Here is a 14,887-nt window from a genome sequence, read left to right as displayed (position 1 = left end):
GCCGAAGGGGTCGGATCCGTTGTAGCCGATGGTCCAGAGACCGAAGGAGAACTTGTCTGCACGGGTGGGCGTCGTTGCCATGGTGGTCACCGTTCGTCGTCGAAACAAAATGTTGCCGCGCCCAACATAAGCGGTAGTGTTGACTCTGGCAAGGACGTGATCGCAAGGGAGCGAGCGGATGGCACAGGACCGACTTCGAGTGGCCATGGTGGGCCACGGCTTCATGGGAGCCGCGCACTCACAGGGGTGGCGCACCGCACCGAGGTTCTTCGACCTCGGGGTCGAACCGGAGATGGCCGTCATCGTCGGCCGTGACCCGGGACGGACCGAGGCGGCGCGGCAGCAGTACGGCTGGCAGGCCGCGTCCACCGACTGGCGCGCCGTGGTCACCGACCCGGACATCGACGTCGTCGACATCTGCTCGCCCGGCTCGTCCCACGTCGAGGTCGCGATCGCGGCGCTCGAGGCCGGCAAGCACGTCCTGTGCGAGAAGCCCCTCGCCAACACCGTCGCCGAGGCCGAGGCGATGACCGCGGCGGCCGCCGCCGCACGGGCGGACGGCGTCCGCGCGATGGTCGGCTTCAGCTACCGCCGGGTGCCCGCCATCGCGTTCGCGAAGCGGCTGGTGGAGGACGGGAGGCTCGGCACCGTCCGACAGGTCCGCGCGCTCTACCTGCAGGACTGGCTCGCCGACGAGGACGGCCCGATGACGTGGCGGCTCGACAAGGCGCTCGCCGGCTCCGGCTCGCTCGGCGACATCGGCGCGCACGCGATCGACCTCGTCGAGCACGTCACGGGCGCACAGCTGTCGACCGTGTCCGGCACCCTCGAGACCTTCGTGACCGAACGTCCGCTGATGGCCGAGGGCGTCGGGCTGTCCGGCACCGCCTCGACCGAACGCGGGCAGGTCACCGTCGACGACGCCGCCTTCTTCCTCGGACGGCTCGCCGGTGGCGCTGCCGACGGGGCGATCGGTACGTTCGAGGCGACGCGCTACGCGACCGGCCGGAAGAACGGCCTCACGCTCGAGATCAGCGGGTCGGCGGGTGCGATCCAGTTCGACCTCGAGTCGATGAACGAGCTGCGCTTCTACGACGCCACGGCACCCGCGGGCGAGCAGGGCTTCCAGCGGATCCTCGTCACCGAGCCCGAGCACCCGTACATGGCCGCCTGGTGGCCGACCGGGCACCTCATCGGGTACGAGCACACCTTCAGCCACGAGGTGAAGGACTTCGTCGAGGCGATCGTCGCGGGCACCGACCCGTCGCCGTCGTTCGAGGACGGGCTGCACGTGCAGCGGGTCCTCGACGCGGTCGAGCGGAGCGCCGCCGACGGCAGCGCCTGGACGGTGATCTGAGTGGCTCCGACGAAGCACGCCCTCGTCGTCCGCGGCGGGTGGGACGGGCACATGCCGGTCGAGACCACCGACGCGTTCGTGCCGTTCCTGCGGGACAACGGGTTCGACGTGCAGGTGTCGGACTCGACCGCGGTGTACGCCGACGAGTCGGTCATGGCGGACGTCGACCTGATCGTGCAGGTCGTCACGATGTCCACCATCGCCGACGACGAGTTCGCCGGGCTGCAGCGGGCCGTCCTCGGCGGCGCCGGCCTCGCGGGCTGGCACGGCGGGATCGCGGACGCGTTCCGCAACACCGCCGACTACCTCCACATGATCGGCGGCCAGTTCGCGCACCACGCGGGGAAGCACCCGTCGGAGCGCACCGGCGAGCAGTCCGACAACTACATCCCGTACACGGTGCACATCACCGACCTCGGGCACGAGCACCCGATCACGCAGGGCATCGAGGACTTCGACCTCGTGACCGAGCAGTACTGGGTGCTCTCCGACGAGTACAACGACGTGCTGGCGACGACCACGCAGGAGGCGCGGGACTTCGACGCCTGGAACCGTCCGGTCACCGCGCCGGCGATCTGGACCCGGCAGTGGGGCGAGGGACGCGTGTTCGTCTCGGCACCCGGGCACCGGCTCGAGGTCGTCGAGTCGCAGCCGCTCCGCACGATCATCGAGAGGGGACTCCTGTGGGCAGCCCGGTGAACGGTCCGGCACTGCGGGTCGGTGTCGTCGGTGTCGGCAACATCAGCCAGCAGTACTTCGAGCACTTCCCGGCGCTGCCCGGCCTGGCGCTCACGGCCGTGGCGGACCTCGACGTCGACCGTGCCCGGTCGGTCGGCGACGCCCAGGGTGTCCGGGGCACGAGCGTCGACGAGCTCCTCGCCGCGGACGACGTCGACGTCGTGCTCAACCTGACGATCCCGGCCGCGCACGCCGAGGTGGCCACCCGGGCCCTCGACGCCGGCAAGCACGTCTACGGCGAGAAGCCGCTCGCACTCGCGACGGCCGAGGCCGCACCGGTGCTCGAACTGGCCGCACGATCGGGCCTGCGGGTCGGCAGCGCGCCGGACACGGTGCTCGGGACGGGGATCCAGACCGCGCGCGCAGCACTCGACGACGGGCTGATCGGCGACCCGGTCGGTGCCGCGGTGTCGTGGAGCGCCCCGGGGCACGAACTCTGGCACCCGGCGCCGGCGTTCTACTACCAGCCCGGCGGCGGCCCGCTGCTCGACATGGGGCCGTACTACCTGACGAGCCTCGTGCAGTTCTTCGGCCCCGTCGCCCGGGTCAGCGGGAGCGCCACCCGGTCCACTCGTGAGCGGACCATCGCGACCGGGCCGTTCGCCGGCGCACCGATCCCCGTCGACGTCGACACCCACGTCGTCGCCGTGCTCGAACACGCCAGCGGAGTCGTCTCCACGGTCACCGTCTCGTTCGAGGTGTGGGCGACCCGGGCACCGCTGTTCGAGGTGCACGGCACCGCGGGCAGTCTCGCCGTCCCGGACCCGAACCGTTTCTCGGACCCGGTGTCGATCGCGACGGCCGACGACCGCGAGTGGCGCGAGCTGCCCGTGTCGGCCGGGTACGCCGACGCCGGCCGCGGGTACGGACTCGCGGACATGGCGCACGCGATCGCGACCGACCGGCCGCACCGGGCGTCGGGGGACCTCGCGTTCCACGTGCTCGAGGTCATGGAGGCCGTCCAGACCGCCTCGCGGGAGCACACGGTCGTCACGGTGGCGTCCCGCGTCGACCGGCCGGAGACGGTTCCCGCCGGCGCGACCCCGGGATCATGGTGACCAGCACACGCAGCGAGGAAGGACGACGACGATGACGACGACGGACGGAACCGACGAGGCGGGGACGACCCGCGCCTCCAGGCCGGTCACCCTCTTCACCGGCCAGTGGGCCGACCTGCCCTTCGAGGAGGTCGCACGTCTCGCCGGCGAGTGGGGGTACGACGGCCTCGAGATCGCCTGCTGGGGCGACCACCTCGACGTCCGCCGCGCCGCGACGGACCCGGCGTACGTCGCGGACCGCAGGGCGATCCTCGAGCGCAACGGGCTGCAGGTCTGGACGATCGCGAACCACCTCACCGGCCAGGCCGTGTGCGACGACCCGATCGACCAGCGGCACGAGGACATCCTCGCGCCGCACGTGTGGGGCGACGGCGACCCCGAGGGCGTCCGGCAGCGTGCCGCCGAGGAACTGCAGTGGACCGCGCGTGCCGCCGCGGCGCTCGGCGTCGACACCGTCACCGGGTTCTCCGGATCCTCGATCTGGAAGACCGTCGCGGGCTTCCCACCCGTGCCCGCGTCGATGATCGACGCCGGGTACCAGGACTTCCACGACCGGTGGTCGCCGATCCTCGACGTGTTCGAGGAGGTCGGCGTCCGCTTCGCGCTCGAGGTGCACCCCTCCGAGATCGCCTACGACTACTGGACGGCGAAGCGGACGCTCGAGGTGTTCGCCGACCGCCCCGCGTTCGGTTTCAACTTCGACCCGTCGCACTTCGTCTGGCAGGACCTCGACCCCGCCGCGTTCCTGCTCGACTTCGCCGACCGGGTGTACCACGTGCACTGCAAGGAGTCGGTGAAGCAGCTCGACGGGCGCAACGGACGACTGTCGTCGCACCTGCCGTGGGGCGACCCCCGACGCGGGTGGGACTTCGTCACCGCCGGGCACGGGGACGTGCCGTGGGAGCGGGTGTTCCGCGTGCTGAACCACATCGGCTACACCGGACCGACGAGCGTCGAGTGGGAGGACGCCGGCATGGACCGGCTCGTCGGCGGGCCGGAGGCACTGGCGTTCGTCCGGAAGCTGGGCACGATCGCGCCGCCCGAGGCCGCGTTCGACGCGGCGTTCTCGCGGTCGCGGTAGCGCGGCCCGCGGCGCCGAGACTCGGCCACGCGGACGGTTTCGCGGCGCGGAGTCCGCGAAACTGTCCGCCGGCCCGAGACTCGGGCCGGCGCCAACCCACCCACCACTGACCAGAGGAGGGACCGATGACGAGCACGACCGCCGCGACGCCCGCGCCCGCGCCGGGCAACGCGGCGCGCGTCCTCCGGCTCGTCCACGAGGAGGGGCCGATCACCCGCGCCGAGATCACCCGGCGCACCGGCCTGAACCGCTCGACGACCCTCGCACTCGTCGGCGAACTCGTCGACCGCGGCCTCCTCCACGAGGACCTCCCCGCAGCCGGTGCACCGGGGACCGGCGTCGGGCGGCCGAGTCCGGTCGTCCGGGCCGCGCCGGACGTCGTGGCGGCCGCGGTCACGGTCGAGGTCGACGCCGTCTCGGTCGCCCTCGTCGGGCTCGACGGCACGGTGCGGAACCGCCTCGTCGAACCGCAGCACCGTCCGCCCACGCCCGCGGAGGCCGTCGAGACCGTCGCCGGGCTGCTCGACCGGATCCGTCCGGGGTCGGCCGGCACCGCGACGCTCCGGCTCGTCGGGATCGGGGTCGCCGTGCCCGGGACGGTCCGGGTCGAGGACGGGACCGTCCAGTACGCACCGCACCTCGGCTGGCACGACGCGCCCTTCGCCGGGCCCCTCGCCGAACGGACCGGGCTGCCGGTTCGGGCCGCGAACGACGCCAACGTCGGTGCCTGGGCGGAACGGCTCGCCGGCAGCGGCCGGGGCGTCGACGACCTCGTGTACCTCAACGGCGGTGCGAGCGGCATCGGCGGTGGGGTCATCACGGCCGGCCGACCGCTGAGCGGTGCCGACGGGTACGCGGGCGAGCTCGGACACACCTTCGTCGCGGCGAACGGCATCCGGTGCCACTGCGGTGCCGTCGGCTGCCTCGAGACCGAGGCCTCCCGTGACGCCCTGGCGACCGCGGCCGGGACCGCTCCGGACGACCTGGTCGCCCTCGCCGCGGCGCTCGCCGAGGGCCGACCCGAGGTCGAACGGGTCGTGGACCGCCAGGTGACAGCCCTCGCCACGGCCCTCCGCAACGCGATCCACACCGTGAACCCGTCGGTCGTCGTGCTCGGCGGCTTCCTCGGCGTGCTGCTCGACCACGTCGGCGACCGGATCCTCGACGACGTCCGAGCGCAGTCGATGACCGGGACCGCCGACCGGCTCCGTATCGTGCCGGCCGCGCTCGGGTCCGACGTGCTCGTGCACGGGGCCGCCGAGATCGCGTTCGGCGCCCTGCTGCGCGACCCGGACCGGATCACCGACGCGGTGCCGGCCACACCCACCCCCACGACCACCCACCCGTCCGGCCGCGACGACGCGGCCGAGGAAGCGAGAACCGCATGACCTCCACCCAGCGCGTCAGCGTGCTGCTCGGCACCCAGGACCTCACCGTCGAGGACCGCCCCGTCCCTGCGGTCGATCCCGGGGACGTCCTCGTCCGGGTCGCCGCGGTCGGCGTGTGCGGCTCCGACGTGCACTACTACCGGCACGGCCGGATCGGGGACTTCGTCGTCGAGGAGCCCCTCGTGCTCGGCCACGAGCTCTCCGGCACGATCACCGCGGTCGGCGAGGGCGTCGACCCGTCCCGCGTCGGGGAGCGCGTGGCGATCGAGCCGCAGCGACCGTGCCACCGCTGCGCCCAGTGCCTCGCCGGGCGGTACAACCTCTGCCCGCACATGCGCTTCTACGCGACGCCGCCGGTGGACGGGGCGTTCGCCGAGTTCGTCACGATCGAGTCCGAGTTCGCGCACACGCTGCCCGACTCGGTGTCGTTCGAGGCCGGAGCCCTGCTCGAACCCCTCTCCGTCGGCATCGCCGCGGTCCGCAAGGCCGGGATCGTCCCCGGGTCGAGCGTGCTCATCGCCGGGGCCGGTCCGATCGGCATCATCTGCGCGCAGGCCGCGCGGGCGTTCGGCGCTTCGCGGATCGTCATCAGCGACCTCGTCCCGGAGCGCCGCGAGCGTGCGCTCTCCTTCGGCGCGACCGAGACCGTCGACCCCACCGTGGTCTCCGTGGCGTCCGACCTGCCGCCGTTCGACGCCTTCATCGACGCCAGTGGTGCACCGCGGGCCGTCTCCGACGGCATCAAGGCCGTCGGACCGGCCGGGGCCGCCGTCCTCGTCGGGCTCGGCAACTCCGAGATGACGCTGCCGGTCGAGCACATCCAGAACCTCGAGGTCACCGTCACCGGGATCTTCCGGTACACCGGCACGTGGCCGGTCGCGATCGAGCTCGTCGCGTCGGGACAGGTGGACCTGGACTCGCTGGTCACGGGTCGCTTCGGCCTCGGCGACGTCCGCGAGGCCCTCGAGAGCGACACCGACCCCGAGTCGCTCAAGTCGGTCGTCTACCCGGGCGGCGTGCCGTCCGCGACGTGACCGGACGACGGACGGGAGGGACGGGGCGGGCCCGCACCGTCCCTCCCGTCCGTCCTGTGGTCCCCTCTGGGGCCACCGCCGCGACACCCGGACGCGCTACGGTTCGCGCATGACGGCTTCACCCGCGGCTGCCGTGCCGCAGCGCACCGACCGCCGCGCCCTCGTGTCCTGGGCCCTGTGGGACTGGGGTTCCGCGGCGTTCAACGCGGTCGTCACGACCTTCGTGTTCAGCACCTACCTGGCGAGCCGCGCGTTCGTCGACCCGGCGCTCGTCGCCGACACGTCCGCCGCCGGGAAGGCGCTCGTCGAGCGGGAGCTCGCGCACAACGCGGCCGTCGTCTCGACGGCACTGACGATCGCCGGCATCGTCGTCGCGCTCGTGGCCCCGGCGGTCGGCCGCCTGGCGGACACCTCCGGGCACCGGCGCCGGTCGGTGCTCATCGCCACGATCGGGATCGCGCTCTCAATCGGCGGCATGGTGTTCGTCGCGCCGAGCCAGCCGTACCTGCTGCTCGGGGCGGCCCTGCTCGGAATCGGGACCGTCGCCTACGAGATCGCGAGCGTCGGCTACAACGCGATGCTCGGACAGGTCGCGTCGGGGGAGCAGACCGGACGCGTCTCGGCGATCGGCTGGGCGGCCGGGTACTTCGGCGGCATCGTGCTGCTCGTCGTCCTGCTCGTGCTCTGCATCCAGGACTTCGGCGGAGGCGACGTCGCGGGGCTCCTGCAGCTGCCCGCAACCGTGGCCTCCGGGCAGTGGGACGTCCGCGTCGCGATCGGCATCGCCGCCGTGTGGCTCGCGGTGAGCTCGATCCCGCTGTTCGTCACCGTCCCCGAGGCCGCGCCGGACCGTTCGCGCGCCGGCAGCCTGCTCGGGGCGTACCGGGACCTCGGGCGGGACATCGCCCGGCTCTGGCGCGAGCGCCGGAACGTCCTGGCGTTCCTGCTGGCGAGCGCGGTGTTCCGCGACGGCGTCGGCGCCGTGTTCACATTCGGCGGGATCGTCGCCGCGCAGGTGTTCGGCTTCAGCCCGTCGCAGGTGATCCTCTTCGCCATCGCGGCCAACATCGTCGCGGGCATCGCCACGTTCCTGTCCGGCAGGCTCGACGACCGGTTCGGTTCACGCGCGATCATCACGGTGTCGCTCGTCGGGCTCGCGGTGTGCGGGATCGGCGTGTTCGCGGTGGGGAACGTCACCGCGGGCTTCTGGGTCCTCGGCCTGACGCTGGCGCTGTTCGTCGGGCCGGTCCAGTCGTCCTCGCGAGCGTACCTGGCGCGGTTGGCGACGCCCGGCCGCGAGGGCGAGCTCTTCGGCCTCTACGCCACGACCGGACGCGCGGCGTCGTTCCTCGCGCCGGCGCTCTTCGGGGTGGCGGTGACGGTCGGCGGGTCGACGCGGTACGGGATCCTCGGGGTCGTCGTGGTGCTCGTGGCGGGGCTGGTGCTCATGGCGTTCGTGCGGCGGGAGCCGGTGGGCGGGCGCTGAGTCCGAGCGTGTCGGAGACCGTGGTGCTATCGTCTCCGACGTCCACGGGGGAACGACGGGGGGAACACATGGGGGCCGCAGAACTGCGGATCGAGTCGGAGACGCTCGCGGCGGTCGCGACCGCGCTGACCGACGCCCGGACCGCGCTCGGTGCGGACACCGCTCGGTTCACCGGTCTCGACACCGGTTGCCTCGGCGTGACCGAGGTGGTCAGCCGCACCGCCGGCCTGTCGCTCGCCCACCAGGGCATGATCGACGCCGTCGACGCGGCCCTCGAGCAGGCCGCGACCTTCCCGCACGACCTCGGTGCGCAGGTCGACGCGCAGGAAGCCGCCCTCGCGAAGCAGGCGGACGGCAAGTGAGCGGCGAGGAGCCGGACGTCGGCGACCCCGCCGGCATCACCGCCCTGGGGAAGCACTGGCACGACCGGGCCGACGCCGTGCAGGACGCCCTGGCGAAGATCGCCTCGGCGTCCGACGTCACCGCATCGCCGACGTGGAAGGGCGACGCGCAGACCCGCTTCGCGGCGCTGCTCGACGAGATGCGGCCGAGCGCGTCCGGCCTCGTGGCGCTCTTCGACGCCGCCGGGGACGCCTTCGACCAGTACGCGAAGGACGTCCAGCGCATCAAGGACGACGCGGACGCGATCCGCCTGCAGCGCGGGACCGTCGCGGCCGAGCTCGCCGGACAGCAGCTCACGCTGCCGACCCTCCGCTCCGCCGCGAAGGCCGACGACGCGACCGAGGCGGACGCCAAGAGCCTCGCGAACGCGGAGCGGGCGATCGCCGACGCCGGCGACCGGTCCGCAGCGCTCGACGCCCAGTGGGAGCAGCTCGTGCAGGACCGCACGACGGCCGACCAGGCGCTGCTCCGGGTGATCACCGGCCCCGAGACGCTCGGACGCCTCGGCAGCATCGAGGGACGTGGTGTCGGCGCGTCCGACGAGGACCTCGCGTCGATGCTCGCGGGCCTGTCGCCGACCGAACTCGGCGCGCTCCTGATGCTCGACCGCAACCTCGCCGACCGCATCGCCGACATGTCGCCCGACGAGGTCGCCGCGCTCTGGAAGACCCTGGGCGGTGGGAAGGACACGACCGGCGCCGAGCACAGCGCCGCCCAGGACGCGCTCATCGCATCGCTGCCCGCGGTCGTCGGCAACCTCGCGGGGCTGCCTGCCTGGGCGCGGGACCGGGCGAACCGGATGACGCTCGTGTCGGCCGTGGCCCAGGCCGAGCAGGACCTCGCGGACGCGAAGAAGCGGCGCGTGGGGCTCGGGTGGCCGGCGTCGCAGGCGGCGGACCAGTCGATCGAGGCGGCGCAGGCGAACCTCGACGCGTACCGGAACATCGAGAAGACCCTGGCGTCGACGGCGAAGCCCGGTCGCGCGCTGCTCACGCTCGCCACCGACCACCAGCCGCCGCTCGCTGCGGTGGCGGTCGGCGACCTCGACACGGCCACGAACGTCTCGTACATGGTGCCGGGGATGGGCACGACGACCAAGGACACGACCGGGTGGACCACCGCGGCCCAGAACCTCTGGACGGCGCAGGAGGGCAAGAACGCGACCGGCGCCGAGCACGCGGTCGTCGCGTGGATGAACTACGAGGCGCCGCCGGTACCGAGCGGCCTCACCACGATGGGTGTCCTGCACGGCGACGCGGCCCGGGCCGGGGCGGACCGGCTCAGTGCCGACCTCCTCGGCTTCGGGGCGGCGCGTCCCGATTCGCCGACACTCAACGTGGTCGGGCACTCCTACGGGACCACGGTGGCATCGGACGCGCTCCACGATCACGGTGTGCACGTCGATTCCTTCGTCAGCGTCGCCTCGGCAGGCATCGAGCAGGACGTCGGAGGTGCGTCTGGTATCGCGGCCGACCACGTCTACGCCGGCCAGGGGAGCCCCGGTATCCCGTTCACGGACGACCCGCGAGACCAGTGGGCCTGGGTCGGCCGAGCAGGCAGCGGTCGCCAGGACCCGATGGACGCCTCGTTCGGCGCGACGACCTTCGGGACGAACGGTGGGGACCCCGGCGAGGGTGCCGGCGTGACCACACACGACCCGATCGGCTACGGCGGCAGCCAGGGGTACTTCAACCTTGGGACCGAGTCGCTCGACAACGTCGCGCAGGCTACGTTCGTGGGAGGCAAGGACCTCACTCCCGCGGACGACGCCGGGGTGAGCGCCCTGCAGCAGGACTACTTCGACAACCTGATGGGACCGACACTGTGATCGGACGCCCGCGAGGCACGGCAGCCGGGCCCGCACTCGCCCTGACCCTCGCCCTGACACTGGCGCTCGCCGCGTGTTCGGGTCCGCCGACAGGAGGCACCTCCGTGGAGACCACACCGAGCACACCGACCGTCCAGCACCAGCGTGATCTCGCCGCCGCCTACGTCGACGCGACCATGCGGACGTCGGGCGTCACGTGGGACGACTCGCAGGCGAACGAGTACGCCCAGGAGTGCCTCCTCGGTGACGGCACGTCCGGAGCGCTCTACAACCTCGCCCGCATCGGCGCGGGAGTTTCCGACCCCGAGGCTGCGGTGCGGACCGTCGGCCGGTCGTGGGCTGCGGACGGGTTGACCGTCAAGTACTCGGAGTCGTCGCTCAACGACGGCAGCCGGCAGTTCGTCGTCAAGGGGGCGGGTGGTGCCGTCGAGCGCATCCAGTTCGGGGCGGCGACCGTTCGAAGCTCGCTCGCCGCGGTCTCCCGCTGCGGGACGGGTGACGCAGCGGACCTCGGCTGAGGTGCGGGCGTCCGTGCGCGCCCCTGCGGTCGTCGTGGCATCGGAGCTCGGGTGAGCGTGTGGGGGCGGCGTTCGACGCCGATCTCCTCCAGGCGACCGACGGTGATCGGGACGGTGCTGCTCGCCGCGATCCTGCTCGCGGGCTGCGCGGCGGGCACCCCGACCAAGGAGGACACCGTGCAGGCTGCACCGACCGCAGAGCACCAGCGCCGACAGGCGGCAGACTCCGTCGAGGAGACGATGCGCCGTTCGGGGGTCGACTGGGACGCGGACCAGTCCGACGAGTACGCGCAGGACTGCGTGCTCGCGGACGGCTCGGCGGGCGCGCTCTACAACATCGTCCGGACCGGTGCGGGCGTCGACGACCCGGAGGCCGTGACGAAGGCGGTGGGCACGGCCTGGGTGGCGGACGGGCTGAAGGTGAAGTACTCGACGGACGAGATGACGTCGGGTGCGAAGCGGTACCTGGTGAACGGCGGCGGCGGCGCCGTCGAGCGCATCCAGTTCGGCGCGGCGACGACCAAGACCACCATGAGCGGCGTGTCGAAGTGCGGCACCGGGGACGCGGCGGACCTCGGCTGACGCCTCCCGTCGGGCGGTGCCAGGAGGCGCGGCGTGGGCCCGCCTGCAGGCTGCGGTTCCGCGCACGGTTGCGCCCCTGGCGCGGTTCCGCCGGACTCCGCAGCGAGCGTGCGCCAGGATGGAGCCATGACCGACCAGCGCATCGCCGTCGTCGTCCTCGCCGCCGGGCAGGGCACGCGCATGAAGTCGTCCACCCCGAAGGTCCTGCACCGCCTCGCCGGGCTGCCGCTCATCGCGCACGTGCTCCGGACGGCGTCGTCCCTCGAGCCCGAGCACGTCGCCGTCGTCGTGCGGCACGAACGGGAGCTCGTCGCGGCCGAGGTCACCGAGCGTGCCCCCGACGCCATCGTGGTCGACCAGGACGACGTCCCCGGCACCGGCCGTGCGGTCGAGGTCGCGGTGCAGGCGCTTCCGGCGGACTTCGACGGCGCCGTCGTCGTGCTGTCCGGCGACGTGCCGCTGCTCGACGCGGTGTCGCTCCGAGCACTCGTGGACGCCCACGTCGGCGGCGGCAACGGCGCCACCTTCGTGAGCGCGATCGCACCGGACCCGACCGGCCTCGGCCGCATCGTCCGCGACGCCGCCGGGGCGTTCGTCGGGGTCGTCGAGCACAAGGACGCGACCGCCGAGCAGCTGACGATCACCGAGGCCAACGCGGGCATCTACGCCTTCGACATCACGCACCTCCGTGCGGTCCTGCCGTCGCTCACCACGGCGAACGCGCAGGGCGAGAAGTACATCACCGACGCGCCGGCACTCATCGGAGCGCGGGGCGCGCGCATCGACGTCGTCACGCTGACCGACCCGTGGCTGGTCGCCGGCATCAACGACCGGGCGCAACTCTCCGACGCCGCGCGGGTGCTGAACGCGCGCATCGTCCGTCGGCACCAGCTCGCCGGGGTCACCGTGCAGGACCCGGCGACGACGTGGATCGACCTCGACGTCTCGATCGAACCCGACGCCGAGGTCCTCCCGGGCACCCAGCTCATCGGCGCCACCGCGATCGCCTCGGGCGCGGTCGTCGGGCCGGACACCACCCTGCGCGACACCGAGGTCGGCGTCGGCGCCGTGGTGAACCGCGTCGACGCGACCCTCGCGGTGATCGGTGACGGCGCCTCCGTCGGACCGTTCGCCTACCTGCGACCGGGCACGATCCTCGGCGACGGAGGCAAGATCGGCACCTTCGTCGAGACGAAGAACGCGACGATCGGCCGGGGCAGCAAGGTGCCGCACCTGTCGTACATCGGCGACGCCGAGGTGGGCGAGGACTCGAACATCGGCGCGAACACGATCACGGCGAACTACGACGGGGTGCACAAGCACCGGACCGAGGTCGGCTCGAACGTCCGTACAGGGTCGCACAACGTGTTCGTCGCCCCGGTTAGGATTGGTGACGGAGCGTACACCGGCGCGGGTACGACCGTCCGCAAGGACGTCCCTGCCGGGTCGCTGGCGATCAGCTACGCCCCACAGCGCAACACCGACGGATGGGTCGAGGAACACCGACCCGGTTCGCCGGCTGCCGAGGCCGCTCGGCGCGCGAACGGCGAACAGATCTGACGGCTCTCGGGCCGATCAACACGGCCCCGCGGGGTCAGGGAGTGAGCACCGCACTTGTCCGGAATCAAAACGACCGGCCAGAAACGACTCGTCCTCGTCTCGGGGCGAGCACACCCGGCGCTCTCGGCCGAGATCGCCGAGGAACTCGGCGTGGACCTCGTCCCGACCGATGCACGGACCTTCGCGAACGGGGAGCTCTACGCCCGCTTCGACGAGTCGGTCCGCGGCTGTGACGCGTTCGTCATCCAGTCCCACACCGCGCCGATCAACGAGTGGCTCATGGAGCAGCTCATCATGGTCGACGCCCTGAAGCGTGCGTCGGCGAAGCGCATCACCGTCGTCGCGCCGTTCTACCCGTACGCGCGGCAGGACAAGAAGGGCCGTGGTCGCGAGCCGATCTCGGCGCGACTCGTCGCCGACCTGTTCAAGGCCGCTGGTGCGCACCGCATCATGAGCGTCGACCTGCACGCCGCACAGATCCAGGGCTTCTTCGACGGTCCGGTCGACCACCTGTTCGCCATGCCGGTCCTGCTCGAGCGCTTCCAGCAGACCCTCGACCCGTCGACGCTGACGGTCGTCTCGCCGGACATGGGCCGCGTGCGCGTCGCCGACATCTGGTCGGAGAAGCTCGGCGCGCCGCTCGCGATCATCCACAAGCGCCGCGACCCGCTCGTGCCGAACCAGGTGTCCGTCCACGAGATCGTCGGTGACGTCTCGGGTCGTGTGTGCCTGCTCGTCGACGACCTGATCGACACCGGCCGCACCATCGCCAAGGCAGCAGAGGCGCTCAAGGCCGCCGGTGCCACCGGCGTGGTCGTCGCGGCGACGCACGCGGTGTTCTCCGACCCCGCGACGGAGCTGCTCCAGAGCGAGTTCATCGACCGGGTCGTCGTCACCGACACCCTGCCGCTGCCGGAGGACAAGCGCTGGGACCGCCTCGAGGTCCTGCCGATCGCACCGCTCATCGCCCGCGCCATCCACGAGGTCTTCGACGACGGGTCGGTCACCTCGATGTTCGACGGCGCCGCTTGACCGCACCCGTGCGCGACGCGCTCGCGGCCCGGCTCCGGGCCGCGGGCAGCGTCTTCGCCGAGGACGAGGCGGACCTCCTGCTCGAGGCCGGCGACGGTGACGCGGTTCGCCTGCGGGCGCTCGTGCAGCGACGGCTCGGCGGCGAACCGCTCGAGTACGTGCTCGGCTGGGCGGCGTTCGACGGGCACCGCCTCCGCGTGACGCCGGGCGTCTTCGTGCCCCGGGCCCGCACCACCGTCGTCGTGGAGCACGCTGCACGCCGGTTGCACCGCTACGACCGTGTCGTGGACCTCTGCTGCGGTGCCGGGGCGATCTCGGTCGCGCTGCTCGGTCGCGTCGGTGCCCTCGACCTCGTCGCGGCGGACATCGACCCGGCGGCGGTCGACGTCGCTGCGGAGAACATCGGCGACCGCGGGATCGTCGTCGCCGGGGACCTCTTCGCGCCGCTGCCCGACCGGTTCCGCGGGATCGTCGACGTCATCGCCGTGAACGCGCCCTACGTGCCGACGGGGTCCATCCCGATGATGCTGTCGGAGGCCCGCGACCACGAGCACCGTGTCGCGCTCGACGGCGGGGCGGACGGGCTCGACCTGCACCGGCGGATCGCGTCGGGGGCGGGGGAGTGGCTCCGACCCGGGGGTGCGGTCGTCATCGAGGTGTCGGCGGCGCAGGCGCCGACGTCGGCGGCCGTCTTCGAGGCTGCGGGCCTCGCGGTGGCCGTCGAGTCCGACGACGAGGTCGACGGGACCTGTGTCGTGGCGACGCGTCCCGCCTGAGACGATCCGCGTCGTCCGGGTGACCCGCGTCGTCGAGGCGCGCCGCG

The 14,887-nt window shown here is 72.6% G+C and carries 14 protein-coding genes; all 14 read left to right on the top strand.

All coding sequences use genetic code 11. The features are described 5' to 3' along the window. Window positions 1–178 precede the first annotated feature (178 nt). The 14 genes from JSX79_RS14870 (at window position 179) to JSX79_RS14805 (ending at window position 14,840) form a co-directional block, all read left to right on the top strand. Window positions 179–1,357 carry a Gfo/Idh/MocA family protein gene (locus JSX79_RS14870; protein ID WP_229086844.1) on the top strand — a complete coding sequence of 393 codons (1,179 nt, stop codon included), beginning with the start codon at window positions 179–181 and terminating at the stop codon, window positions 1,355–1,357. A gap of 51 nt (window positions 1,358–1,408) precedes the next feature. Beyond that, entirely contained in the window at window positions 1,409–2,056 is a 648-nt protein-coding gene (locus tag JSX79_RS14865; RefSeq protein ID WP_070419197.1) for a ThuA domain-containing protein, read from the top strand. Continuing rightward, entirely contained in the window at window positions 2,041–3,153 is a 1,113-nt protein-coding gene (locus tag JSX79_RS14860; protein WP_071295274.1) for a Gfo/Idh/MocA family protein, read from the top strand. The genes JSX79_RS14865 and JSX79_RS14860 overlap by 16 nt, the downstream gene beginning before the upstream one ends. Window positions 3,154–3,184: 31 nt before the next feature. Then, window positions 3,185–4,234: a sugar phosphate isomerase/epimerase gene (locus JSX79_RS14855; protein ID WP_229086843.1), complete on the top strand. Its 1,050-nt coding sequence runs from the start codon at window positions 3,185–3,187 to the stop codon at window positions 4,232–4,234. Between the two features lie 125 nt (window positions 4,235–4,359). Beyond that, window positions 4,360–5,622, top strand: a complete 1,263-nt coding sequence (locus JSX79_RS14850; RefSeq protein ID WP_229086842.1) for an ROK family transcriptional regulator — start codon at window positions 4,360–4,362, stop codon at window positions 5,620–5,622. Beyond that, entirely contained in the window at window positions 5,619–6,656 is a 1,038-nt protein-coding gene (locus tag JSX79_RS14845) for an NAD(P)-dependent alcohol dehydrogenase (RefSeq protein ID WP_229086841.1), read from the top strand. The genes JSX79_RS14850 and JSX79_RS14845 overlap by 4 nt, the downstream gene beginning before the upstream one ends. A gap of 109 nt (window positions 6,657–6,765) precedes the next feature. Further along, window positions 6,766–8,142 carry an MFS transporter gene (locus JSX79_RS14840; RefSeq protein ID WP_229086840.1) on the top strand — a complete coding sequence of 459 codons (1,377 nt, stop codon included), beginning with the start codon at window positions 6,766–6,768 and terminating at the stop codon, window positions 8,140–8,142. A gap of 68 nt (window positions 8,143–8,210) precedes the next feature. Further along, window positions 8,211–8,504, top strand: coding sequence for a hypothetical protein (locus tag JSX79_RS14835; RefSeq protein WP_070416800.1), 294 nt, complete (start codon window positions 8,211–8,213; stop codon window positions 8,502–8,504). After that, on the top strand, window positions 8,501–10,372 hold the full coding sequence (locus JSX79_RS18745) for an alpha/beta hydrolase (RefSeq protein WP_229086839.1): 1,872 nt from the start codon (window positions 8,501–8,503) through the stop codon (window positions 10,370–10,372). The genes JSX79_RS14835 and JSX79_RS18745 overlap by 4 nt, the downstream gene beginning before the upstream one ends. A 104-nt stretch (window positions 10,373–10,476) precedes the next feature. Beyond that, the gene (locus JSX79_RS14825) at window positions 10,477–10,890 is read left to right on the top strand and encodes a hypothetical protein (protein ID WP_229086838.1); all 414 of its coding nucleotides are present in this window, start codon (window positions 10,477–10,479) and stop codon (window positions 10,888–10,890) included. A gap of 102 nt (window positions 10,891–10,992) precedes the next feature. Beyond that, window positions 10,993–11,472 carry a hypothetical protein gene (locus tag JSX79_RS14820; protein WP_229086837.1) on the top strand — a complete coding sequence of 160 codons (480 nt, stop codon included), beginning with the start codon at window positions 10,993–10,995 and terminating at the stop codon, window positions 11,470–11,472. 126 nt (window positions 11,473–11,598) lie between these two features. Continuing rightward, window positions 11,599–13,032: a bifunctional UDP-N-acetylglucosamine diphosphorylase/glucosamine-1-phosphate N-acetyltransferase GlmU gene (glmU, locus tag JSX79_RS14815; RefSeq protein WP_229086836.1), complete on the top strand. Its 1,434-nt coding sequence runs from the start codon at window positions 11,599–11,601 to the stop codon at window positions 13,030–13,032. A 54-nt stretch (window positions 13,033–13,086) separates the two neighbouring features. Then, entirely contained in the window at window positions 13,087–14,064 is a 978-nt protein-coding gene (locus JSX79_RS14810) for a ribose-phosphate diphosphokinase (RefSeq protein ID WP_022907051.1), read from the top strand. Continuing rightward, the gene (locus JSX79_RS14805; protein WP_229086835.1) at window positions 14,061–14,840 is read left to right on the top strand and encodes a putative protein N(5)-glutamine methyltransferase; all 780 of its coding nucleotides are present in this window, start codon (window positions 14,061–14,063) and stop codon (window positions 14,838–14,840) included. The genes JSX79_RS14810 and JSX79_RS14805 overlap by 4 nt, the downstream gene beginning before the upstream one ends. Window positions 14,841–14,887 lie beyond the last annotated feature (47 nt).

Source organism: Curtobacterium sp. GD1, from assembly GCF_020882855.1.
In the GTDB taxonomy this organism is placed as follows: Bacteria; Actinomycetota; Actinomycetes; order Actinomycetales; family Microbacteriaceae; genus Curtobacterium.
This window is presented reverse-complemented; position numbering and strand designations above follow the sequence as displayed.